The sequence below is a fragment of the Actinacidiphila paucisporea genome, assembly GCF_900142575.1.
GTDB lineage: Bacteria > Actinomycetota > Actinomycetes > Streptomycetales > Streptomycetaceae > Actinacidiphila > Actinacidiphila paucisporea.
The window spans coordinates 457731-480012 of record NZ_FRBI01000002.1; the positions used below are offsets into that span (position 1 = coordinate 457731).

The 22282-nt window shown below is 73.0% G+C and carries 19 protein-coding genes, 3 tRNA genes and 1 pseudogene; 12 read left to right on the forward strand and 11 right to left on the reverse strand.

Annotation, left to right across the window (positions count from 1 at the left end; translation table 11 throughout):
• Together BUE44_RS05115 and BUE44_RS05120 are read right to left on the reverse strand one after the other, a co-directional pair.
• The gene (locus tag BUE44_RS05115) at nucleotides 1-624 is read right to left on the reverse strand and encodes a GntR family transcriptional regulator (RefSeq protein WP_073494148.1); all 624 of its coding nucleotides are present in this window, start codon (nucleotides 622-624) and stop codon (nucleotides 1-3) included.
• A 359-nt stretch (nucleotides 625-983) separates the two neighbouring features.
• Complete coding sequence (locus tag BUE44_RS05120; protein WP_073494150.1) at nucleotides 984-1652, reverse strand: SanA/YdcF family protein; 669 nt, start codon at nucleotides 1650-1652, stop codon at nucleotides 984-986.
• A 109-nt stretch (nucleotides 1653-1761) separates the two neighbouring features.
• Here BUE44_RS05120 and BUE44_RS05125 point away from each other — a divergent pair, with 109 nt between their 5' ends.
• The 7 genes from BUE44_RS05125 to BUE44_RS05155 all read left to right on the forward strand — a co-directional run bounded on the left by BUE44_RS05125 (nucleotide 1762) and on the right by BUE44_RS05155 (nucleotide 9922).
• A complete protein-coding gene (locus BUE44_RS05125) occupies nucleotides 1762-2202 on the forward strand; it encodes a gamma-glutamylcyclotransferase family protein (protein ID WP_073494153.1) in 441 nt (146 codons plus the stop codon).
• 67 nt (nucleotides 2203-2269) lie between these two features.
• Nucleotides 2270-3046: a sirohydrochlorin chelatase gene (locus BUE44_RS05130; protein WP_073494156.1), complete on the forward strand. Its 777-nt coding sequence runs from the start codon at nucleotides 2270-2272 to the stop codon at nucleotides 3044-3046.
• Between the two features lie 54 nt (nucleotides 3047-3100).
• Complete coding sequence (locus BUE44_RS05135; RefSeq protein WP_073494158.1) at nucleotides 3101-4396, forward strand: deoxyguanosinetriphosphate triphosphohydrolase; 1296 nt, start codon at nucleotides 3101-3103, stop codon at nucleotides 4394-4396.
• A 259-nt stretch (nucleotides 4397-4655) separates the two neighbouring features.
• A complete protein-coding gene (locus BUE44_RS05140) occupies nucleotides 4656-5918 on the forward strand; it encodes an NAD(P)/FAD-dependent oxidoreductase (protein ID WP_073494160.1) in 1263 nt (420 codons plus the stop codon).
• A gap of 18 nt (nucleotides 5919-5936) precedes the next feature.
• Complete coding sequence (locus tag BUE44_RS05145) at nucleotides 5937-6392, forward strand: GNAT family N-acetyltransferase (protein WP_073494163.1); 456 nt, start codon at nucleotides 5937-5939, stop codon at nucleotides 6390-6392.
• A gap of 236 nt (nucleotides 6393-6628) precedes the next feature.
• On the forward strand, nucleotides 6629-8548 hold the full coding sequence (gene dnaG / locus BUE44_RS05150) for a DNA primase (protein WP_073494165.1): 1920 nt from the start codon (nucleotides 6629-6631) through the stop codon (nucleotides 8546-8548).
• A 111-nt stretch (nucleotides 8549-8659) separates the two neighbouring features.
• Nucleotides 8660-9922, forward strand: coding sequence for an RNA polymerase sigma factor (locus BUE44_RS05155; RefSeq protein ID WP_407639997.1), 1263 nt, complete (start codon nucleotides 8660-8662; stop codon nucleotides 9920-9922).
• Here BUE44_RS05155 and BUE44_RS05160 read toward each other — a convergent pair.
• Nucleotides 9910-10893: an NmrA family NAD(P)-binding protein gene (locus BUE44_RS05160; RefSeq protein ID WP_079189495.1), complete on the reverse strand. Its 984-nt coding sequence runs from the start codon at nucleotides 10891-10893 to the stop codon at nucleotides 9910-9912. The two genes, BUE44_RS05155 and BUE44_RS05160, sit on opposite strands and share 13 nt — an antisense overlap.
• Nucleotides 10894-11105: 212 nt before the next feature.
• Between BUE44_RS05160 and BUE44_RS05165 the strand changes: the two genes are divergently transcribed.
• A complete protein-coding gene (locus BUE44_RS05165) occupies nucleotides 11106-11522 on the forward strand; it encodes a winged helix-turn-helix transcriptional regulator (RefSeq protein WP_073494168.1) in 417 nt (138 codons plus the stop codon).
• A gap of 92 nt (nucleotides 11523-11614) precedes the next feature.
• Nucleotides 11615-11953: a hypothetical protein gene (locus BUE44_RS05170; protein ID WP_073494170.1), complete on the forward strand. Its 339-nt coding sequence runs from the start codon at nucleotides 11615-11617 to the stop codon at nucleotides 11951-11953.
• Nucleotides 11954-11993: 40 nt separating this feature from the next.
• Here the strand turns inward: BUE44_RS05170 and BUE44_RS05175 are convergent, their stop codons facing one another.
• From BUE44_RS05175 to BUE44_RS05205, 7 genes are all read right to left on the reverse strand, one after another.
• Nucleotides 11994-13394, reverse strand: coding sequence for an MFS transporter (locus BUE44_RS05175; protein WP_079189496.1), 1401 nt, complete (start codon nucleotides 13392-13394; stop codon nucleotides 11994-11996).
• Between the two features lie 154 nt (nucleotides 13395-13548).
• Complete coding sequence (locus tag BUE44_RS05180; protein WP_073494172.1) at nucleotides 13549-14001, reverse strand: MarR family winged helix-turn-helix transcriptional regulator; 453 nt, start codon at nucleotides 13999-14001, stop codon at nucleotides 13549-13551.
• A gap of 78 nt (nucleotides 14002-14079) precedes the next feature.
• Nucleotides 14080-15003 (reverse strand): DUF3048 domain-containing protein, encoded by a 924-nt coding sequence (locus BUE44_RS05185; RefSeq protein ID WP_073494174.1) that lies wholly within the window; start codon nucleotides 15001-15003, stop codon nucleotides 14080-14082.
• Nucleotides 15004-15150: 147 nt separating this feature from the next.
• The gene (locus tag BUE44_RS05190) at nucleotides 15151-17067 is read right to left on the reverse strand and encodes an ABC transporter ATP-binding protein (RefSeq protein WP_073494576.1); all 1917 of its coding nucleotides are present in this window, start codon (nucleotides 17065-17067) and stop codon (nucleotides 15151-15153) included.
• A 191-nt stretch (nucleotides 17068-17258) separates the two neighbouring features.
• A complete protein-coding gene (locus BUE44_RS05195; protein WP_073494176.1) occupies nucleotides 17259-18995 on the reverse strand; it encodes an ABC transporter ATP-binding protein in 1737 nt (578 codons plus the stop codon).
• A 117-nt stretch (nucleotides 18996-19112) separates the two neighbouring features.
• Nucleotides 19113-20624 (reverse strand): FGGY family carbohydrate kinase, encoded by a 1512-nt coding sequence (locus tag BUE44_RS05200; RefSeq protein ID WP_073494178.1) that lies wholly within the window; start codon nucleotides 20622-20624, stop codon nucleotides 19113-19115.
• A gap of 49 nt (nucleotides 20625-20673) precedes the next feature.
• Nucleotides 20674-20970, reverse strand: a complete 297-nt coding sequence (locus tag BUE44_RS05205; protein ID WP_073494180.1) for a hypothetical protein — start codon at nucleotides 20968-20970, stop codon at nucleotides 20674-20676.
• A gap of 187 nt (nucleotides 20971-21157) precedes the next feature.
• Between BUE44_RS05205 and BUE44_RS05210 the strand changes: the two genes are divergently transcribed.
• From BUE44_RS05210 to BUE44_RS05220, 3 genes are all read left to right on the forward strand, one after another.
• Nucleotides 21158-21230, forward strand: a tRNA-Asn gene (locus BUE44_RS05210).
• A gap of 4 nt (nucleotides 21231-21234) precedes the next feature.
• Nucleotides 21235-21307: transfer RNA gene (locus tag BUE44_RS05215), tRNA-Asn, on the forward strand.
• Between the two features lie 155 nt (nucleotides 21308-21462).
• Nucleotides 21463-21536 (forward strand) — tRNA-Ile (locus BUE44_RS05220).
• A 152-nt stretch (nucleotides 21537-21688) separates the two neighbouring features.
• Here BUE44_RS05220 and BUE44_RS35670 read toward each other — a convergent pair.
• A pseudogene (locus tag BUE44_RS35670) lies at nucleotides 21689-22147 on the reverse strand (tyrosine-type recombinase/integrase); the annotation flags it as partial.
• Nucleotides 22148-22282: the final 135 nt, after the last annotated feature.

A 22282-nucleotide genomic window follows, 5' to 3' on the forward strand; every position in this document is an offset into this window, starting at 1 on the left:
TCAGCCGCAGGTGTCGAGTACGTGCCGCCGGGCCACGGCCGCGGCGTCCGCCGCGCGGCCCTCGGTGATCGCGGCCAGCAGCTCGCGGTGCTGGCCGTTCACCTGCGCCGGGCGGTGCGGCGCGTCGAGCGAGGCGCGGGTGGAGACCACGATCTGGTCCCAGAGGCGGTCGAGGACCGCCTGCGCCGGGGCGTTCGCGGACAGGGCCGCGACGCGGGTGTGGAAGCGCCGGTTGTACGCCACCGCGTCCGCGAGACGGCCCGCGTCGGTGGCCTCCTCGGTCAGTGCCGCGTCCGCCGCCAGCGCGGTCAGCTCGGCCGGGGCGATGAGGCCCGCGGCCTGGCGTTCGGCTGCGAGCTCGGCCGTCAGGGCCTCCAGGGCCGCCCGTACCCGGTAGGTGTCCCGCAGCGCCGCCGGGTCCAGCGCCGTCACCACGACGCCGCGGCCGTCCGCGCTCCTGACCAGGCCGTCTGCGACGAGGCTGCGCAGGGCCTCCCTGACCGGTGTGCGGCTCATCGCCAGCGCGCCGGCGACTTCCGTCTCGGTGAGCCGCTGCCCGGGCGCGTAAGCCCCCGCGACGATCATCTCGCGCAGCCGCGCGTGGGCTGCGTCTGTCTGCTGCATGCGGTGAACATACTGTATGCAGTGCATACACGGGCTCGGCCGCGCTCCACCGTGACGGTCCGCCGTGGCTTGTCGCGCAGTTCCCGCGCCCCTTTTGGCCCTGCCCCGTGCGGTGCGTTGCTTTCTTTCCCGCCTCTTCGGCGGGGCGCGCAGTTCCCCGCGCCCCTCAAAAGCGCGTGCCCTGCGCAAGGTCGAGCCCCTTGGCAGGGGCCAACGCCTGGGCGCATGAGGGCGCAGGCCCGAGGGGCGCGGGGAACTGCGCGCGCAACCACCACGTGCCCGCAGGGAGGCAACGCACCGTAAGGGGCAATCACCCCGGGGCGCGGGAATCTGCGTGGCGGAGCCACTGGGCGAGGGGGTCAGGGGGGAGCCAGCGCAGCGGCGATGTGGGGGTCCGCCGGGCCCAGGAAGTGTGGGGGCGGGTGGACGGCGGCGTCCAGTGCCGCCTTGGTGGCGGCGAGCAGCTCGCGGGCGCCGCCCGCGTACCACGTCACGTCGTGCGGCTCGTCGACGCCGACACCGTAGACGTCGAGGCCGGCCGCCTCGCAGAGGGCCACGGCCCGCCGGAAGTGAAAGCCCTGGCTGACCAGAACCGCCCGCCGCACCCCGAAGACGCGCTTCGCGCGACTGCACGAGTCCCAGGTGTCGAACCCGGCGTCGTCCACGACGACCCGCCCGGTGGGCACCCCGTGCGCCACGAGATACGTCCGCATCGCGCCCGGCTCGTCGTAGGCCGTACGGCTGTTGTCCCCGGTGACCAGCAGCACCCGTACCTTGCCCGCCCGGTAGAGGGCCGCGGCCGCGTCCAGGCGGTGGGCGAGGTAGGGGCTGGGGCGGCCGTCGGTGAGGCCCGCGCCGAAGACGACGCCGACCGGCTCGGGTGGGACGTCGGCGAGGTCCCGCACCCGCCCGCTGCCCGCGAGCTGGACCCACACGGCGGGCAGCAGCGCGACCGTGCACAGCGCGGCGGCCACCTGCACGGTACGCCGCCGCCCCGCGCGGGTCCGTGGCAACCGGGGCACGCGCATCCCCCACCCCCTCGTCACGATCACCGACGCGCCGCGAACCGCCCGCGGTTGCGGGCGCACCCGGCACAGTGGTCGCAGACCGCACCGCCGACCGCCGCCGGAGGCCACCGTGACCGACCGCCTGCCGTTCTTCGTCTACGGCACCCTGCTGCCCGGCGAGCGCAACCACGGCCTGCTGACGGGGCGTACGCGCTCCTGGACCCCGGCGGTGCTGCCGGGCGCGCTGCTCTTCGACGGCCCCGGCTATCCCTTCGCCGTGGCCGACCCGGCGGGGGAGGGGCGGGTGCACGGCGAGGCGGTGGAGATAGCCGAGGAAATGTACGACGCCGTGGTCGCCGACCTGGACCGTCTCGAGACCTACGTCCCCGGCGATCCGGCCAACCGCTACGAGCGGGTCCGCCGGGCCGTGCGCGGCGAGCGCGGGGAGGCCGAGGCCTGGGTCTACCTCGCGGGCCCGGCCCTGGGCCGGGACCTGCTCGCGTCGGCCGGCCCGATCCCCGGCGGGGACTGGCGGCGCCGCGGCCTCACCGGCGGGGGCGCCGGTGTGTGATGCGGGGGCAAAGAGCCGTGACCTTTTGCGCAACGGCGTCGCAACGCCCATCCCGCACCATGGAGGTATGACGCCTTCCCGCCCCACCCTGGTGGCCGTCGCCCACGGCAGCCGCGACCCGCGCGCACTGCCCGCGGTCCGCGCGCTGCTCGACCGGGTGCGGGCGGCGCGCCCCGGCGTCGACGTCCGCCTCGGCCACGTCGAGCTGGACGAGCCCCTGCTCCCCGACACCCTGGCCGCGCTGCGCGGCGAAGCCGTCCTGGTCCCGCTGCTCCTCGGCCGCGGCCACCACGTCAAGCACGACCTGCCCGCGGCGCTGTCCGCGGCCCCCTGGCTGCGCGGCACGGTCGCCGCCCCGCTCGGGCCGCACCCGCTGCTGGCGGAGGTGCTCCACGACCGGCTGCTGGCGGCGGGCTGGGCGGCGGCGCCCTCCCGCACGGGGTCCGGCCAGGTCCGGGCGGGGCAGGCCGTCGTGCTCGCCGCCGCCGGGTCGCGCGACCCGGAATCCGCCGTCGACACCGGCCGCACGGCCGCGCTGCTCGCCGCCCGGCTCGGGGTGCCCGTCGTGCCCGCGTACGCCTCCGCCGCCGCGCCCACCGTCCCCGACGCGCTCGACGCGCTCGCCGCCCGCGGCATCGACCGGCGGCGTATCGCCGTGGCGTCGTATTTCACCGCGCCCGGCCGGTTCGCCACCCAGACGTCACTGCCCGCGCCCTGGATCGCGGCGGCGCCGCTCGGGGCGCACGAGGCGATGGCCCGCCTCGTCCTGCACCGCTTCGACGAGGGCGTCCGCGCGCTGCGTGCGCCTGCCCTGCGGCACTGGCCGCTCGCCCGCGCGAGCTGAAACGGCGGGGACCGCGGGCACCACGCCGTCACCCGCGCCGGTTACCGTCGAGATATGGACACCGACGACCCGCGCCAGGGGCCCTACGAGCGCTACGGCCCCTACGCGGCGGCCGACACGGACCGCTACGTCCCCGAGCCGGACAAGCGGCCCGGGCGTACGGCCTTCCAGCGCGACCGGGCCAGGGTGCTGCACTCCGCGGCTCTGCGCCGCCTCGCGGGAAAGACGCAGGTCGTCGACCCGGGTGTCAGCGACGCCGCCGTGCCCGACACCAGCCCGCGCACCCGGCTCACGCACTCCCTCGAATGCGCGCAGGTCGGCCGCGAGCTGGGCGCCGCACTCGGCTGCGACCCCGACCTGGTCGAGACCGCGTGCCTCGCGCACGACCTCGGGCACCCGCCCTTCGGCCACAACGGCGAGGTCGTGCTGGCCGAATTCGCCGCGGACTGCGGTGGGTTCGAGGGCAACGCGCAGAGCCTGCGGCTGCTCACCCGTATCGAGCCCAAGCGGTTCGACGCCGCGGACGTCAGCGTCGGGCTGAACCTCACCCGGGCCGCGCTCGACGCCGCCACCAAATACCCCTGGCCGCTGGGCGGCGACCCCGGCGCGCCCGGCAGCCCCAAATTCGGGGTCTACGAGGACGACCTCCCCGTCTTCCGCTGGGCCCGGGAAGGCGCACCGGACGGCCGCAAATGCTTCGAGGCGCAGGTCATGGACTGGTCCGACGACGTCGCCTACTCCGTGCACGACGTCGAGGACGGCCTCCAGGCCGGGCACATCGACCCCCGCGCACTGACCTCGGGTCCCGAGAGAGCCGAGGTCTTCGGGTGTGCCGCGGCCCGTTACGCCCCGCCCGGCGCCTCCCCGGACGAGCTGGCCGCCGCGCTCGACCGGCTCCTCGCCCAGCCGTGGTGGCCCACGCACTACGACGGCTCCGCCCGCGACCAGGCCCGGCTCAAGGACGCGGCCTCCCAGCTCATCGGCCGCTTCTGCCTCGCCGCCGAGGGCGCCACGCGCGAGCGGTACGGTACGGCTCGGCTCACGCGCTACCGGGCCGAGCTGGTCGTTCCGCGCGACCAGCGGCTGGAGTGCGCCGTGCTCAAGGCGGTCGCCGACCGCTACGTCATGCAGCGGGCCGCCCAGGAGCGGCGCCGGGCCGCCCAGCGGATCGTCATCTCCGAGCTGGCCGCCGCCCTCCTCGCCCGGGCGCCGCTGGGGCTCGACCCCCAGTTCGCGGCGATCTTCGCCGCCGCGACGGATGACCGGGCGCGGCGGCGCGCCGTCGTCGACCAGATCGCGGCCCTCACGGACGCCGCCGCGACGGCGTTGCACGCACGCCTTGCGCGGTGACCCGCGGTTTTCCCGCCCTGCCTTTCGCGGTTCGCTGCTTGTCCGCGGCGCCGTCGTGGCTTGTCGCGCAGTTCTCCCCCGGCGCTTCGCCTGGGGGTGCCCCCACGCGCCCCTGAAACGCTCGCCCTCCTGCCGGACGGCGAGCCCGACGTCTGCGCGCGCCGGGGGGACGCCGGAAGACATGGCGTGGCGCCCTTCCCGACGGCCCCGGCGTAAGGGACGCTCACGGGTAAGGAAAGACCGGCAGGGGAGGCGCACAGTGGTGGACGCACACCAGACCTTCGTGATCGTCGGAGCGGGACTCACCGGGGCGAAGGCCGCGGAGACGTTGCGCTCCGAGGGTTTCACCGGCCGGGTGATACTGATCGGGGACGAGCGCGACCACCCGTACGAACGGCCACCTCTGTCCAAGGGGTATCTGACGGGCAGCGCGGAGCGGGACTCCGCCTTCGTGCACGCCCCCTCCTGGTACGCGGAGCACGACGTCGAACTGCACCTGGGGCAGCCCGTGGTGCACCTGGACAAGAAGACCCGCACGATCACCCTCGGCGACGGCTCGACGCTGATCTTCGACAAGCTGCTGCTCGCGACCGGTTCTGAACCGCGGCGGCTGGACGTCCCGGGTACGGACCTGGCCGGGGTGCACCATCTGCGGCGGCTGGCGCACGCCGACCGGCTCAAGCACACGCTGGCCAGCCTGGGCCGGGAGAACGGCCACCTGGTGGTGGCGGGGGCGGGCTGGATCGGTCTGGAGGTGGCCGCCGCGGCCCGCGGCTACGGCGCCGAGGTGACCGTCGTGGAGTCCGCGCCGACGCCGCTGCACGCGGTGCTGGGGCCGGAGCTGGGCGCCGTCTTCACCGATCTGCACGCCGAGCACGGCGTCCGCTTCCACTTCGGCGCCCGGCTGACCGGCATCACCGGCCAGGACGGCATGGTCCTGGCCGCGACGACCGACGACGGCCAGGAGCACCCGGCGCACGACGTGCTCGCCGCGATCGGCGCGGCCCCGCGTACCGCGCTGGCCGAGGTCGCGGGGCTTGAGCTGGCGCCCGGCGAGGAGGGCGGCGGTATCGCGGTGGACGCGTCGCTGCGCACGTCGGATCCTGACATCTTCGCGGCGGGCGACGTCGCGAACGCCGAGCACCCGCTGCTGGGCCGCCGGCTGCGGGTCGAGCACTGGGCGAACGCGCTGAACGGCGGCCCTGCGGCGGCCCGCGCCATGCTCGGCCGCCCGGTCTCGTACGACCGGATCCCGTACTTCTTCACCGACCAGTACGACCTGGGCATGGAGTATTCCGGTTACGCGGCCCCCGGCTCGTACGACCAGGTGGTGTGCCGCGGTGATGTCGGGAAGCGGCAGTTCATCGCCTTCTGGCTGCGCGAGGGGCGGGTGCTGGCGGGGATGAACGTCAACATCTGGGACGTGACCGAGCAGATCCAGCAGCTGATCCGCTCGGGCCGGCAGGTCGACCCCGACGCGTTGGCGGACCCGTCGGTCCCGCTAACCTCGTTCCTGGACTGACCAGGAAGGACACCCGCCATGCCCGTTTCGCGCACCGCCGTCGTCGCCGTCGAGGAGATCTTCGCCCTGCGGTGGGCGGTGCTGCGGACCGGGCTGCCGCGGGAGACCGCGGTCTATCCCGAAGACGCGCGCCCCGACACCTTCCACATAGCCGCCTACGACGAGTCCGGCACCGTCCAGGGCTGCGCCACCTTCTTCCCCGACGGCCTGCCCGGCGAGGCGGCCCCCGCGTACCGCTTCCGCGGCATGGGCAGCGCGCCGGAGATACGCGGCCAGGGCTTCGGCGCCGCCGCGCTGGTCGCGGGCCTGCGCGAGTGCGCGGCGCGCGGCGCCGGGCTGGTGTGGTGCAACGGCCGGATCGCGGCAGCCGGCTTCTACGAGCGCCTGGGTTTCACCGCGGTCGGCGAGGAATTCGTCATCGAGCCGAGCGGCCCGCACTACGTCTTCGTCACCAAGGACCTGGACCGCAGCTGACCTCGGGCCTGTCGTTCGGATCTCCGCGGCGTCGCGGCGCCCGGCACGCACGCCTGCCGCGTTGTCATCAGTCGACGACTCCCCCTGGCCTGGCGGCCGGGAGGTGCCCCCACCGCGTCGCCTCCTTCCTCCGCCTTGCAGCCGCACGCACCGAGCACGGCTCCTTCCTCCACGGAGATCCGAACGACAGGCCCGAGCCGTCAGAAGCTGTCCGAACCGAGCCGTAGACTTCACGCGTGGCGGGCAGGATCAGGGACGACGACGTGAAGGCGGTACGGGACGCCGTTCCGATCGACGCCGTCGTCTCCGAATACCTCCAGCTCAAGAGCGCGGGCGGCGGCAACCTGAAGGGCCTGTGCCCCTTCCACGACGAGAAGTCCCCGTCTTTCCAGGTCAGCCCGTCCAAGGGCCTCTTCCACTGCTTCGGCTGCGGGGAGGGCGGCGACACGCTGGCCTTTGTGATGAAGCTCGACCACCTGTCCTTCACCGAGGCCGTCGAGCGGCTGGCCGGGCAGGCCGGGATCACCCTGCGGTACGAGGAGGGCGGGCATGTGCCCGGCCGCCAGCAGGGCGAGCGCATCCGGCTGGTCGAGGCGCACCGGGCCGCGGCCGCCTTCTTCGTCGAGCAACTGGGCGGCGCGGAGGCCGAGATCGGCCGGAAGTTCCTGGCCGCCCGAGGTTTCGACCAGAGCGCCGCGGAGCATTTCGGGGTCGGTTACTCGCCCGCCGGATGGGACCACCTGGTGCGGTTCCTGCGCGGCAAGGGCTTCTCCGACAAGGAGATGATCACCGCCGGGCTCGCCCTGGAGAGCCGCCGCGGCGGGGCCATCGACCGATTCAGGGGCCGGCTGGTCTGGCCGATCAGGGACATCACCGGCGAGGTGATCGGCTTCGGCGCGCGCAAGCTGCGCGAGGACGACCAGGGGCCGAAGTACCTGAACACCTCGGAGACCCCGCTCTACCGCAAGTCCCAGGTGCTCTACGGCATCGACCTGGCCAAGAAGGAGATCGCCAGGACCGGCCGGGCGGTCGTGGTCGAGGGCTACACGGACGTGATGGCCTGCCACCTGGCCGGGGTCACCACCGCGATCGCCACCTGCGGCACGTCCTTCGGCGGCGACCACATCAAGATCCTGCGCCGGCTGCTGATGGACAACGCCGCCTCGGAGGTCGTCTTCACCTTCGACGGCGACGAGGCCGGGCAGAAGGCGGCCCTGCGGGCGTTCGAGGACGACCAGAAGTTCGCCGCCGAGACGTCGATCGCGGTCACCCCCGGCGGCATGGACCCGTGCGAGCTGCGGCTCGCCGAGGGCGACGCGGCCGTGCAGCGGCTGATCGACGGGCGGACCCCGCTGTTCGCCTTCGCGCTGCGCTCGATCGTGTCGCGCTACAACCTGGACACCGACGAGGGCCGGGTCGCGGCGGTCGACGCGGCCGTCCCGGTGGTCGCCGCGATCAAGAACCAGGCGCTGCGGGACCGCTACGCGATCCGGCTGGTCGGCATGGCGGGCATCGGCACGCAGGCCGAGGAGGTCTCGATGATCCGCCGGGTACGGGCGATGGCGCGCGCCCGCGCGGCGGGCGGCGGCGGCACCTCCTCCCGCCCCGAGTACGCGCGGCGCCCCGAGCGCGGTCCGGCCGCAGGACCGCAGCAGAGCGTGCCGCGTGGGCCGCGCCTGGACCTGCGCAGCCCCGCCCACCGGGTGGAGCGGGAGCTGCTGAAGCTGGCCCTGCAGTATCCGGCGCTGGTCTCGCCGGCCTTCGACGCCTACGGCGAGGACGAGTTCACCGGACCGCCCTACGCGCAGGTGCGCCGGGTCATCGCCGAGGTAGGCGGGGTGGAGCAGGCCGACGCGGAGTTCCTGGTCCGGGTGCGGGAGGCCGCGCCCGACGACACCGTGCGGATGATGGTGACCGAGCTGGCGGTCGAGCCGGTGATGCACAAGGCCCCGGAGTTCTACGCCGGCGAGGTGCTGGTGCGGGTGCGGATGCTGGCGGTCGAACGCCGGGTCGCACAGGTGCACGCCACGCAGGCCCGCCTGGCCGCCCAGGGTGTCCCGCCCGACGCGCCCGAGGTCACGGCGGCCCTCGGCGAGTTGTGGGCGCTCCAGCAGTACGGCCAGCGGCTGCGCGAGCAGGGCGCGGCGGCGCTGTAACGGGGCCGCGGCGGGACCGTCGCGTGTGTCGGATCGAACGCGAAGCGTAACGGAAAACGAAAAACCGGCCGCACGACCCTCGTGGCATCGGCCCTGCGTGGGCCACACTGGGTGACGGCCCAGAGCCCCCCTCGGCTCCTCCCGAGCCTTCTCCGAGCCCTCTCAGAGCCCAATGTCGCGCTCACCGCGGAGGTCGCTTCCGTGCAGACGCCCACGCAAACGCAGGCGCAGATCCCGATACCCGTGGCCGTACCGACCGGTCGGCCGGTCCTGGCACCCGTCGCCGCCCTCGACGTGGAAGAAGACGTCCGGGTGCCCGAGCAGCGAGCCGAGTCCGAACCGCCGCTCGCCGGCGGATCTGAGGAGGCGGCGCCCTTCGAACCGGTGGCGGCGGCGGTCGACGCCGTGGTCGACATCGTCGTCGAACCCGCGCTGCGCCGCCGCCCGCGGGCCGACCCGGGCGGCCCGTCCGCCGATCTCTTCCGGCAGTACCTGCGCGAGATCGGCCGTATCCCGCTGCTCACCGCAGCGCAGGAGGTGGAGCTGGCCCGGCAGGTCGAGGCGGGGCTGTTCGCGGAGGAGAAGCTGACCGCCTTCCCGGTCCTGGACTCGCAGCTCGCCGTGGACCTCGACTGCATCGTCGTCCAGGGCCGGATGGCCAAACGGCGGCTGATCGAGGCGAACCTGCGGCTGGTCGTGTCGGTGGCGAAACGTTACATCGGACGCGGCCTGACGATGCTGGACCTGGTCCAGGAGGGCAACCTCGGGCTGATCAGGGCGGTCGAGAAGTTCGACTACGCCCGCGGCTACAAGTTCTCGACCTACGCCACCTGGTGGATCCGCCAGGCCATGTCCCGCGCGCTCGCCGACCAGGCCCGTACGATCCGCGTCCCGGTCCACGTCGTCGAGCTGATCAACCGCGTCGTCCGCGTCCAGCGCCGGCTGCTCCAGGAACGCGGCTGCGAGCCCACCTTCGAGGACGTCGCCGCCCAGCTCGACATCACCCCCGAACGGGTCGGCGAAGTCCTCCGGCTCGCCCAGGAACCGGTCTCGCTGCACGCGCCGGTCGGCGAGGAGGACGACGTCGCCCTCGGCGACCTCATCGAGGACGGCGACGCCGCCTGCCCGGTCGAGTCGGCCGCCTTCATGCTGCTGCGCGAGCACCTCGAAGCGGTCCTGTCGACCCTCGGCGAACGCGAACGCAAGGTCGTCCAACTCCGCTACGGCCTCGCCGACGGCCGCCCGCGCACCCTGGAGGAGATCGGCCGCCTCTTCGGTGTCACCCGCGAACGCATCCGCCAGATCGAGTCCAAGACCCTCAGCAAGCTCCGCGACCACGCGTTCGCCGACCAGCTCCGCGGCTACCTGGAGTAGGGCACCTGGTCCGGGGCCTGGTCCGGGGCCTGGGCCTGGCCCTGCGCCGGGCCCTCACCGCGGTCCCGCGTCGCCGAGACCGACTGCCCCTGGTAGCCGCCCGCGCGGAGCGCGGCGGCGACCGCGTCCAGGACCGGGCGGGGCGGTACGCCGAGCAGGTCGGCCAGGTCGGACGAGCGGGCCTCGGCGCGGCCCGCGATCACGTTGGAGAACAGCGACAGGGCGTGCGTGACCTGGTACGGCTCGAGGCCGCTGCCGTCCAGGCCCGCACGCGCCTCGGCCAGCGACGCCGCCCGGTAGGCGACCGGCCGCCCGAGCGATCCGGCGAGCACGGCGGCGATGTCCGCGCCGCCGATCGCGGTGGCGCCCTCCAGTTCGTAGACCCGGCCCGCGTGGCGGCTCGGGCGTCCGGCCGCCAGGTCGAGCTGCGACTCGGCGGCGACCCGCACGGCCGCGTCGGCCAGGTCCTGCTTGACCACCACCGAGACCCGCCCCTTGCCGAAGGGCGCCGCGAAGACCCCGGAGGCCGCCGCCTCGGCGGCGCCCGCGACCGCCAGCCCGACCGGCACCTCGGTGTACAGGCCGTTGCGGAGGACCGTGGTGGTGAACGGCCCGCCCGAGAGCCGGTCCTCGGTCCAGCGGTGCGGGAGCGCGATCGTCATCGACTCCCCGGAGGACGCCAGGCTCGTGTAGACGACGTGGCGTACGCCCGCGGCCGCGGCCGCGTCGGCGACCGCGCCGTGCCGGGCGTAGACGACGTCGTCCTCGGCGTATCCGGCCGAGACGACCAGCAGCACGTCCACGCCGGCGAACGCCTCGGGCAGCGACGCCGGGTCGTCGAAGTCGACACGGCGGGCGCCGCGCCCGTCGCCGCCGCGGGTGCCGCCCACGGCGTCGAGGCCGTCCAGGCCGGCCAGCCCGCTCAGGATCAGGCCGCCGAGGCCGCCGGAGACACCGGTCACCAAAATCATCGCTGCTCCCCATGTGCACGTCGTTTCGTGATGGCGCTCCCGAGCCTGCGTCCCCCGCCCGCCCCGCGGAAGGAGGCACTTTCGGGTCAGCCGCTCACACCGCGGTAAGCCCGCAGCTCAGCGCGTTCCGTTCGCGGCGGCCGGGCAGGAAGCAGGGCGCCCCGTGCGGTGTTGGGGAGTTGCAGGAACACCCGGCGCACGAAGGGGCACTGATGGCCGGCACACGCACCCGTACGACTCCCGCCACCGAGGCGGCCGACCCGTACGCCCCCTGCGAGGACGACTGCGGTATCCGCGACGTCCTCGACCGGCTCGGCGACCGGTGGTCCGTCCTGCTCGTGGTCGAACTGGCCAAGGGCACCCGGCGCTTCCGCGAACTGCAGCACGCCGTTCCCGGCATCTCCCAGCGGATGCTGAGCGTGACGGCGAAGCGGCTGGTCCGCGACGGCCTCGTGGAGCGGACCGTCTACCCGACGATCCCGCCGCGGACCGACTACCGCCTCACCGCGACCGGCCGCAGCTTCGCCGGGGCCGTCGCCGCCCTGGCCGACTGGTCCCGCACCCACAAGGACGCCATCGCCGCCTCCCGCGACGACTTCGACACCCGGCACCCCGACGAGGTCCGCTGAGCCGGCACCGACCGCGGCAACCCGGGCCCGTGCCCCCGCGTCCTGAAGAGCAGGCGCCCCCCACCCGGGGGCCGACCGAAGGGAACGCCGCCATGAGCAGCGTCCGGATCCGCACCTACGACGGCAGCACCCTGATCCCCGCCGAGCGGATCACCGCTCTCGACGTGTCGGGCTCCACCCTGGTGGCCCAGGTTCCCTCCCTGGGCGGCCCCTTCGTCCTCGCCGAGGGCACCCCGCACGAACTGTCCGACGCGGCCCACGCGTTGATGCCCGGCATCACCGCCCTCGGCGAGGGCGACCACATCATCCACGCCACCCGCTCGTCCACCGGCATAGGTTGGCACGCGACCTCCTCCGACGAGACCGGCACGGAATCCGGCGGCGGCGGGTGGGCCGCGGTGTCGACGGGCCACGTCCAGAAGAAGGCCTGACCCGACGGCCGGCGAGGCGGCGACCAGCCGCGGTCCGCGGTCAGCGCTCCGCGCGGGCGGGGATGTGGCGGTCCAGGAGCGTCATCAGCAGGACCAGTACGCCGATGGCGGTGATCACGTAGGACACCGCGTGGAGGCCCGCGTCCGTGGCCGCGTGGCCGAAGGCGATGGCGATCAGGCTGGAGGAGAAGATCGCGCCGAAGTAGGCGAAGGTGCGGTAGAGGCCGGAGGCCACGGCTATCTCGGTCGCGGGGGACTGCACGTAGAGGGTGGCCTGGTTGGCGAAGCCGCTGAAGCCGTTCGCGAAGCCGAAGAGCATCGACATGCCGAGCAGCACGACCACCGGCGAGGTGTGGGTGATGAACAGCATCACCGCGCCGGTCAGCACCATCGCGATCCCGGTCAGGATCAGCGGCCACCGCACCCAGCCGCGCCCGGACACCAGGCGGGCGACCACGATGCTGACGCCCGACAGCGGCAGCAGGATCAGGCCCACCTGGGAGGCGGAGTAGTGGGCGCTCTCCTCCATCCATTGGCTGGTGCCGTACAGGGCGGTGTACGTGCCGAGCGAGACGAGCGCCTGGCGGACGTACGTGCGCAGCAGGCGCTGGTTGCGGCCCAGCATCCGCACGTCGACCAGCGGACTGGCCGTACGCCGTTCCCACACCACCAGGGCCGCGCCGAGGACGGCGGTCACCGGCACCAGCCACCAGGTGGGCGAGGTCAGGTCGGACAGGAAGAGCAGCAGGCTGACGATCGTGCCGGCGAACAGCGCGATGCCGGGGACGTCGACGGTGGCGAAGAGGGACCGGCGGCGGTCCTCGGCGGGTGGCCTGTCCGGCGCGACGCCGATCAGCGTGAAGACCAGCGTGACGAGCGCGAGCGGCACGTTGACCAGGAAGATCGCCCGCCAGCCCCACGCCCCGGCCAGCAGCCCGCCGAGCGGCAGCCCGACGACGATCGTGACCTGCGAGGCGATGGAGAAATTGCCCAGCACCCGGCTGGGCACACCGGTCCCCAGCTCGTCCGCCCGCTTCCTGACCAGTGCCATCGCCGTCGGATACGCGGCCGACGTGCCGATTCCGATCAGCGCCCGAGACACCAGCAGGAAGCCGAACGCCGGGGCCGCGGCCCCGATGACGCCCGCGGCCAGCAGGATCGCCACACCGGACAGGAAGACCCGGCGGGCGCCGAAGACGGCGGCCAGCTTGCCCATCGTGGGCTGCGCCACCGCGCTGCACAGGTACAGCACCGAGATCAGCGAGGCCGTGGTGCCGGGACCCTTGTGGAAGTCCAGCCCGATCCCGACCAGACCGGTCGCGATCATCGAGCTGTTGATCGGGTTGAGCGTCGAGCCGAGCAGCAGCGGGCTGACGAACCGCGCCCCGAACGGCTTCCCGGGTGCGGCGGTGCGCGCCTTCAGCGCGGTGGTCCCGTTCACGACCGGGCGGTGGTCATGGCGTCGGCGGGCAGGCCGGCGACGCCCTTCTGGAGGTCGACGACGACGAGTGCGGTGGTCGGGTCGAGGGTGGTGACGGGCATGGCGGACCCTTCGGTGGATCGGTATCCGTGGGGAAGTGGCGGGGCGGGCCGCTTCAGGGCGACTGGGCCAGCCGGCGGAGCAGGTCCGCGGTCGAGGCGAGCTGCTCGATCTCCGCGGCGGACAGCGTCGTGTCCAGCGCCCGGGTCAGCCAGTCCTCCTTGGCGAGCCGCCCGGTCCTGAACTCCTCGCGTGCGGCTTCGGTGATGCTCAGCAGCGTCTTGCGCCGGTCCTTCGGGTCGGGCGCCCCGCCGACCAGGCCGGCCGCTTCCAGCGCCCGCACGATCTTCGCCATCGACTGCGGCCGTACGCCCTCGGCGCGGGCCAGCGCGGTCGCGGTCGCGGCCCCGTCCCGCTCCAGCCGCAGCAGCACGGACGACTGGGACCGCGTGAGGTCCATCCCGTCCGCCTGCTCCCGCAGCCGCCGCACGAGCTGCGCGAGCGCCACCCGCAGCTCACCGGCGAGTTTCGCGGTGTCCGCCGTCGGGGGTGCCTGCTGACCGTTCATGCTTCAACGGTAACACTTGGCCAGCCAACTGCACAGCTGGCTGTCTATGTCCCGCAAGTGCCAGGCGCGCTTCGGACCTCAGGGTTCGAGCACGATCCAGGTGCGGCCCGGATGCAGCGGCAGCGTACGGCCGTCGAAGGTGTACGCCGTCCCGTCGGATGCCGCGGGGCGGTCCCATGTGGCGTCGTACGAACGGCCGTTGCGCAGGATCACCGCCGAACCGTGGCCGACGGTCTGGGAGTAGGGGACGGGGCCGGTGCGGCTGTGAAAGTCGGACTCCTTGACGGCCACGTGCTGGACGATGACGTTGTCGGCCGTCCAGGGCGACATGCGGCCGTCCATGGCGACCTTGTACTGCGAGCCGTTCCAGGTGAAGGAGAAGCGGGCGGCGGGCATCCTGGCCGAGGTGGTCGTCGTCGCGGTGCCCCCCGCCGGGGCCGCGGTGGCGAAGCGCAGACCGATGTCCTTGGCGGTGCCGCCCTTGGCCGCCGCGTGCGCCGGATGCAGGTACTCGTTGTGCGGGGCGGGGCGGTCGTGGTTGCGGAAGAAGTCCTTCGTGCCGGTCACCGCCGTCAGGTCCGTACTCTTCTTCAGCACCGGCAGCAGGCGGCTCTGCGCGCCGGAGAAGGCGAGCGCGGGCTTGTCGTACTGCGCGAGTAGCTGCAGGTCCGTCTGCCGCGCGCTGCGGACCGGGCCGACGGCCGGCGGCAGGTGCCTGCCGTCGTAGACCGCCATCAGGCGGGACAGCCCGCCCTCGACCTCGATGGCGTAGACGATCGCCGCGCCGTTCAGCCCGGTCTGCGGGCGGGCGGCCGGCACGTTGTCGATCTTCACGGCCACCACCCGGCCCGCGGTGCCCGGCTCCCCGGTCAGGTACGACCGCGACGCCGCCCGGGTGGTCGCCGTACCACCCCCGCCGCCCCCGCCGCTGCCCCCCGTACACCCCGCGACCAGCACCACCGCGACCGCCGCAGCCGCCCCCAGCGCACGCCATCCGCTCATCGCCGCTCCCGGTGTCCGGCCGACCTCACACCATAGTGCGCCCACCCGCCGCGCAAGGCCTCCCGGCGGCGGCGTGCCGCCGTGCCCCAGGCCAGGCAGATGCTGCGGACGCTGAGGCCCGGGGGGAGCCGGTGAGGCCGGTGGTGGTCAGTCGACCTCCGCCACTGCCTGGGCGAACTGGGCCTCGTACAGGCGGGCGTAGGCGCCGCCGGCGGACAGGAGTTCGTCGTGGGTGCCCTGTTCGACGATCGCGCCGGACTCCATGACCAGGATCACGTCGGCGTCGCGGATCGTGGACAGGCGGTGGGCGATCACGAAGCTGGTCCTGCCGTGGCTCAGTTTGGCCATCGCGCGCTGGATGAGGACCTCGGTGCGGGTGTCGACCGAGCTGGTCGCCTCGTCCAGGACCAGGATGACCGGGTTGGACAGGAAGGCCCGCGCGATGGTGATGAGCTGCTTCTCGCCGGCGCTGACGCCGGTGCCCTCGTCGTCGATGACGGTGTCGTAGCCGTCGGGGAGGGTGCGGATGAAGCGGTCGGCGTGGGCGGCCCTGGCGGCCGCCTCGATGTCGGCGCGGGTGGCGTCCTCGGTGCCGTAGCCGATGTTCTCGGCGATCGTGCCGCCGAAGAGCCAGGTGTCCTGGAGGACCATGCCGATCGAGGAGCGCAGCTCTTCGCGGGACATCGCCGCGACGTCCGTGCCGTCGAGGGTGATCCGGCCGCCGGAGACCTCGTAGAAGCGCATCAGCAGGTTGACCAGCGTGGTCTTGCCCGCGCCGGTCGGGCCGACGATGGCGACCGTCTGGCCGGGCTGCACCGCCAGCGACAGGCCGTCGATCAGCGGCTGGTCCGGGTCGTAGCGGAAGGACACGTCCTCGAGGGCGACCCGGCCGGTCAGCTCGGCGGGGCGGGCCGGGGCCTTCGGCTCCTTCGACTGCTCCTCGGCGTCGAGCAGTTCGAAGACCCGCTCGGCCGAGGCGACACCGGACTGGATCAGGTTCGCCATGCTCGCGACCTGCGTGAGCGGCTGGCTGAACTGCCGCGAATACTGCACGAACGCCTGGACGTCGCCGATGGACAGCGCGCCCGAGGCGACCCGCAGGCCGCCGACGACGGCGACCAGGACGTAGTTCAGGTTGCCGATGAACATCATCATCGGCTGGATCGTGCCGGAGATGAACTGCGCCTTGAAGCCGGTGTCGTAGAGGGCTTCGTTCTCCTGCCGGAAGGTTTCCGCCGACTCCTCCGCGCGGCCGAAGACCTTCACCAGGGAGTGGCCGGTGTACATCTCCTCGATGTGCGCGTTCAGCTGCCCGGTGGTCTTCCACTGCTGCACGAACTGCGGCTGCGCCCGCTTGCCGACCCGGGTCGCCACCAGCAGCGTCACCGGCACGGTGATCAGCGCCACCAGGGCGAGCAGCCAGGAGATCCAGAACATCATCGCCAGCACACCGACGATGGTCAGCAGCGAGTTGATCAGCTGGCCCATGGTCTGCTGCATGGTCGTGCCGATGTTGTCGATGTCGTTGGTGGCGCGGCTGAGCACCTCGCCGCGCGGCTGCTGGTCGAAGTACGACAGCGGCAGCCGGGACAGCTTCGCCTCGACGTCCTGGCGCAGCCGGTACGCCGTCCGGTTGATGACCGTGGTCGCGACCCGCATCTGGACGACGCTGAAGAGCGACGCCACCAGGTACACCCCGAGGGCGAGCAGCAGCACGCTGCCGATCGCACCGAAGTCCATGCCCTTGCCGGGCGTGAAGTCGATGCCCGACAGCATGTCGGCGACCCCGCCCTTGCCGTGCGCCCGCAGCGAGTCCAGCGCCTGGTCCTTGGTGGTGCCCGAGAGCTGCTTGCCGATCACGCCGGCGAAGATCAGGTCGGTGGCGTGGCCGAGGATGCGCGGCCCGGTGACGGCGAGCGCGACGCTCACCGTGCCCACGGCGAGGACGACGTAGAGGAGGAGGCGGTCGGGGCGCATCAGGCCGAGGAGGCGCTTGAGGGAGCCCTTGAAGTCCATCGAGCGCTCGATCGGGCCGCCGCTCATGAAGCGGCCGGGTCCGGCCATGGCCGCGGGGCCGCGGCGGGCGACGGCCATCGGCTTGCCGCCGCCGGCCGGCCCCTTGCTCAGGGGGCCGGCGCCGTTGCCGGACGCGCCGTTGCTGGAGGCTCCGTTGCCAGAGGTCCCGTTGCCGGATGTCCCGCCGCCGGAGGCCCCGTTCCCGTTGGGTGCGCCCGAGCCGTTGCCCGACGCGCCGCTCACGCTGCGGCCTCCTGCTCGGTCAGCTGGGACAACACGATCTCCCGGTAGGTCTCGTTCTCGGCCATCAGCTCGTCGTGGGTGCCGGTGCCGACGACGCGGCCCTCGTCCAGGACGATGATCCGGTCGGCGTCGCGGATCGTGGACACCCGCTGGGCCACGATCACCACCGTCGCCTGCGCGGTCTCCGCCGCCAGCGCGCCGCGCAGCGCGGCGTCCGTGGCGTAGTCCAGTGCGGAGAAGGAGTCGTCGAAGAGGTAGATCTCCGGCCGCCGCACCAGCAGCCGCGCGATCGCGAGCCGCTGCCGCTGGCCGCCGGACACGTTCGTGCCGCCCTGCGCGATCGGGGCGTCGAGGCCGCCCTCCAGCTTCGACACGAAGCCCTTGGCCTGCGCCACCTCCAGCGCGTGCCACAGCTCCTCGTCGGTGGCGTCCGGCTTGCCGTACCGCAGGTTCGTGGCCACCGTCCCGGAGAAGAGATACGGCTTCTGCGGCACCAGGCCCACCGTCCTGGCCAGCAGCGCCGGCTCCAGCTCCGCCACGTCCTCGCCGTCGACCAGCACCCGGCCGCCCGTCGCGTCGTACAGCCGCGGGATCAGGCCGAGCAGGGTGGACTTGCCGCTGCCGGTGGAGCCGATCACCGCGGTCGTCTCGCCCGGCCTGGCGATCAGGTCGACGCCCCGCAGCACCGCGGCCTCGGCCCCGGGGTAGGCGAAGTCGACGTTGAAGAGCTCCAGCTCGCCGTGCCGGCGCAAGGTGGTGATCGGCGCCCTGGGCGGTACGACGCTGGAGGAGGTGCCGAGCACCTCCTCGATGCGCTCGGCGCACACCTCGGCGCGCGGCACCATCATGAACATGAAGGTGGCCATCATGACCGACATCAGGATCTGCATCAGGTAGCTGAGGAAGGCGGTCAGCGCGCCGATCTGCATGCCGCCGCTGTCGATCCGGTGCGCCCCGAACCACAGCACGGCGACACTGGAGACGTTCACGATCGCCATCACGGTCGGGAACATCAGCGCCAGCAGCTTGCCGCTGGCCAGCGACACCTCGGTGACCTCGTCGTTGGCCTTGGCGAAGCGCTGCTTCTCGTAGTCGTCCTTGACGAAGGCCCTGATCACCCGGATGCCGGTGATCTGCTCGCGCAGCACCCGGTTCACGGTGTCGACCCGCTTCTGCATGGTGCGGAAGATCGGGCGCAGCTTGCGGATGATCAGGCTGACCGCGACGCCCAGCACCGGCACCACGGCCAGCAGCAGCGAGGACAGCGGCACGTCCTGGCCGAGCGCCATGATGATGCCGCCGACGCACATGATCGGCGCCGAGACCATCATGGTGAAGGTCATAAGCACCAGCATCTGCACCTGCTGGACGTCGTTGGTGGTGCGGGTGATCAGCGACGGGGCGCCGAACTGCCCGACCTCGCGGGCCGAGAAGCTCTGCACCTGGTCGAAGACGGACCTCCGGATGTCCCGGCCGACCGCCATCGCGGTGCGGGCGCCGTAGTAGACCGCGCCGATCGCGCACACGACCTGCACGACGGTGACGCCGATCATGGTGGCGCCCATGCCCAGGATGTAACCGGAGTCGCCCTTGATCACGCCGTTGTCGATGATGTCGGCGTTCAGAGTGGGCAGGAAGAGCGCGGCGATGGTCTGGACGAGCTGGAGCACGACGAGCACGCCGATGGGCCGTTTGTACGGCCCCAGGTGGGAGCGCAGGAGTCTGATCAGCACACTGACTACCTCATCGGTCGGTGGGTCGGGTCGGGTCGGCTCTCTGGCGGCCCGGTCCGGTACAGCCCCCCGACCGGCGCGCAACACTATCCTCAGGCATCCCCATACCGCACGTGATTAAAGCGAGGCAAAGGCTCCCGGATGGGTGTGTTCGCGCACAGCGATGTACTGCTGGCGCACTGCCGAACCAACGGCCGCACCGCCGCCGCCGTTCCCGCCCTCCGCACCACCCGCACCACCCGCACCACCGTCCGCGGCGGACTCGTCGTCGGCCGGGTCGAGCAGCAGCGCCCCGGGCTGCTGCCAGTGCGGGGGCTCGCTCTGCGACTGCGAGCCGAGCACCGCGCCCAGCGACCAGGCCGCCTGCCGGGCCGCGCCGATCGCCGCGTACTCCGCCGGGGCCGGGACCACCACCAGGGTGCCGAAGAGCGCGGGCGCCAGCGCACGGACGGCGGGCAGCTCGGCCGCCGCCCCCAGCAGGAAGACCCGGTGCACCTCGACGCCCTTGTTGCGCAGCACGTCCAGCGCGTCGGCCAGCCCGCACAGCATGCCCTCGAAGGCCGCCCGCGCCAGGTGCTCCCGCTTCATCGAGTCCCGCCGCAGCCCTGCCAGGGTGCCCGCGGTGTGCGGCAGGTCCGGGGTCCGCTCGCCCTCCAGATACGGCAGCAGCACCAGCCCGTACGCCCCCGGCGTCGACTGGAGGGCCAGCTCCGAGAGCCCCGCCAGGTCCGTGCCCAGCAGCTCGGCGGTGCCGCGCAGCGTGCGTACGGCATTGCGCACCTGGACCACCGGGAGGTGGCGGCCGGTGGCGTCGGCGAACGCGGTGACCGTACCCGTCGGGTCCTTCAGCGCCTCGTGGTGGACCGCGAAGACGGTGCCCGCCGCGCCGAGCGAGACCACCGCGTCGCCCGGGCCCAGCCCGAGGCCCAGGGCCGCGGCCATGTTGTCGCCGGTGCCCGCCGAGATCAGCAGGCCCTCGGGCGTCTGGCCGGCGGGCTCCGCGGGCGCCAGCACGTCGGGCAGTGCCACCTGGTGCCCCAGCGCCAGCTCGACCAGGTCCCTGCGGTAGTCGCCGTTAGCCGCCGACCAGTAGCCGGTGCCGGACGCGTCGCCGCGGTCGGTGGTGCGCCGGACCGGCTGGCCGAGCAGCTGCCACACCAGCCAGTCGTGCGGCAGCAGCACCTCGGCGACGCGCTTGGCCGCGGCCGGCTCGCGCTGCGCCAGCCAGCGCAGCTTCGCCACCGGATACGCCGCCTGCGGCTGCGCGCCCACCGCCTCCGCCCAGCCCGCGGCCCCGCCCAGCTCCTCCGTCAGGTCCGCGGCCTGCGCCTGCGCCCGCTTGTCCCCGCGCAGCAGCGCCGGGCGTACGGTCACACCGCCCGCGTCCAGCGCGAGCAGTCCGTGCTGCTGCCCGGAGATCCCGATCGCCTGCACACCTTCGAGCACCCCGCCCTTGGCCGCCTCGCCCAGCGACAGGAGCCATGCCTGCGGGTCGATCTCCGTCGGCTTCTCGCCGTCCGGCACCTGGTGGGGTGCGTACCCCTGCCGCAGGACCTCACCGGTGTCGGAATCGCAGACGACGACGGTGGTACCCGCGGTGGAGCTGTCTATACCGGCCACTTTGCCCATACGGCCGATGATGCCGTACCGGGCGGCCTCCGCGCCTCACGGTGGGAGGTCAGGTGTTCGAGGTGCCCCAGTCGTCGTCGGGCCCGTGCCCGTTGCGCAGGGACCGCACCCGCTCGGCCAGGGCGTCCGGCAGCCGCGGCCCGACCTTGGCGGAGACGGTGTCCGCGGCCTTCACCGCCGCGGTCCTGCTCTGCTGCGCGGCGCTCTCGGCGGCATTGCGCACCGCCGGGTTCTTCGCGAAGCGCTGGGCACCGGCGACCAGCTGGTCGTACCGCTCCCGGCCCGCCCGTGCGCCGATCACGAAGCCGAACGCGGCTCCCACGATGAACGTCAGCTTGTAGCGCATGGCTCCACCCTTCCTCCGGACTCGTCCGCACCACGCCTGTGCCCCGCGCCTACCCTGTGCACCCGGCTGACAACCCCGGGCGCAATGGTTGGCGGAGCACCCTCCCACTTGCGCTAATGTATGTGTCGCACCGAGAACACGCCTTCCGGGACCATCCCGGCGGGTGCATTCGGTGCACGCAGAGCGATCCCCTGTAGCTCAATTGGCAGAGCAGCCGGCTGTTAACCGGCAGGTTACTGGTTCGAGTCCAGTCGGGGGAGCTGGTCCCCTGTAGCTCAATTGGCAGAGCAGCCGGCTGTTAACCGGCAGGTTACTGGTTCGAGTCCAGTCGGGGGAGCGCCGAATCAGGACCCCGTTGGGGTCCTTTTTCATACCCGCGGGAACCGTCCTCCCGCCCCGCGAGTCCACCTGATGACGCGTCTGTGACCCACGAGGGCGACAGATCGTATGAGCAGCTATGCTGCGGCAGACGGCGCGCACGCCACGCCGTACGGGGCGGTAGCTCAGCCGGTTAGAGCAGCGGACTCATAATCCGCCGGTCCTGGGTTCGAGTCCCAGCCGCCCCACCGAGTCCCGGACCGTGCATATGCCGGTTGACCTGCGCATCAGCCCCGAGACCGGGCTTGGCGAGGGGAAGCAGGTCTTCCTTCGTGAGGGCGTGTGAGCCCGATGTGAGCCCGGAGGTGCGGGGAGCCGCCTTGTCGGCTGCTCGGGGGACCAGCCGGGCCGCCTTCTCGGCCACTTGGCGGTCCAGCTCCGGCAGCAGGTTGGTGTAGGTGTCGGAGGTCAGCTGGATCGAGGCGTGCCGCAGTGTTTCCTTGATCGTGTGCGTGTCCGCGCCGCTTGCGTGCATCAAGGTGGCGGCCAGGTGCCGAAGGTCCCGGAAGCTGATCGGCGGGAGGCCCCAGCCGTCATGGACGATCGTCTTGGACACGGTCAGTTCACCGCGGTCCAGCGCGACGCCGGCCCAGTCCTGGCCGACGGCCTCCCCGCGCCGCGGCCCGCGGAAGGCGACCAGATGGAACAGTGCGTACAGCCGGTCCCCTTCCGCAGCATCCAGGTAGCGGCCCAGGAGTTCCGGCGTCCACACCATGATCGGTGGGGGCTTGTCGCCGGTCGCTTTCCAGCGCTTGACGCGTTCCGGGGTCCACAGCAGCGCCTTGGGCCGTGGACGAGATCTTCTCCCGAGCCCCGGAATCGGCGCACGCCCAGGCCCTCCACGGCCCGGGTGCCCCCAGCCCGGCGGTCCGGCTCACAGCCGCGCGGTCTCGTCATTGAGTCCTGCCGGCTTACCGGGCCTCCGTCGCCGAGG

Bases quoted from the DNA above. Each gene is read 5' to 3' on its own strand.
- BUE44_RS05160 (WP_079189495.1), bottom strand. From the start codon at position 10,893: ATGATTTTGGTGACCGGTGTCTCCGGCGGCCTCGGCGGCCTGATCCTG.
- BUE44_RS05170 (WP_073494170.1), top strand. From the start codon at position 11,615: ATGAGCAGCGTCCGGATCCGCACCTACGACGGCAGCACCCTGATCCCC.
- BUE44_RS05130 (WP_073494156.1), top strand. From the start codon at position 2,270: ATGACGCCTTCCCGCCCCACCCTGGTGGCCGTCGCCCACGGCAGCCGC.
- BUE44_RS05185 (WP_073494174.1), bottom strand. From the start codon at position 15,003: ATGAGCGGATGGCGTGCGCTGGGGGCGGCTGCGGCGGTCGCGGTGGTG.
- BUE44_RS05180 (WP_073494172.1), bottom strand. From the start codon at position 14,001: ATGAACGGTCAGCAGGCACCCCCGACGGCGGACACCGCGAAACTCGCC.
- BUE44_RS05190 (WP_073494576.1), bottom strand. From the start codon at position 17,067: ATGGCCGGACCCGGCCGCTTCATGAGCGGCGGCCCGATCGAGCGCTCG.
- BUE44_RS05165 (WP_073494168.1), top strand. From the start codon at position 11,106: ATGGCCGGCACACGCACCCGTACGACTCCCGCCACCGAGGCGGCCGAC.
- BUE44_RS05120 (WP_073494150.1), bottom strand. From the start codon at position 1,652: ATGCGCGTGCCCCGGTTGCCACGGACCCGCGCGGGGCGGCGGCGTACC.
- BUE44_RS05145 (WP_073494163.1), top strand. From the start codon at position 5,937: ATGCCCGTTTCGCGCACCGCCGTCGTCGCCGTCGAGGAGATCTTCGCC.
- BUE44_RS05205 (WP_073494180.1), bottom strand. From the start codon at position 20,970: ATGCGCTACAAGCTGACGTTCATCGTGGGAGCCGCGTTCGGCTTCGTG.
- BUE44_RS05135 (WP_073494158.1), top strand. From the start codon at position 3,101: ATGGACACCGACGACCCGCGCCAGGGGCCCTACGAGCGCTACGGCCCC.
- BUE44_RS05115 (WP_073494148.1), bottom strand. From the start codon at position 624: ATGCAGCAGACAGACGCAGCCCACGCGCGGCTGCGCGAGATGATCGTC.
- BUE44_RS05200 (WP_073494178.1), bottom strand. From the start codon at position 20,624: ATGGGCAAAGTGGCCGGTATAGACAGCTCCACCGCGGGTACCACCGTC.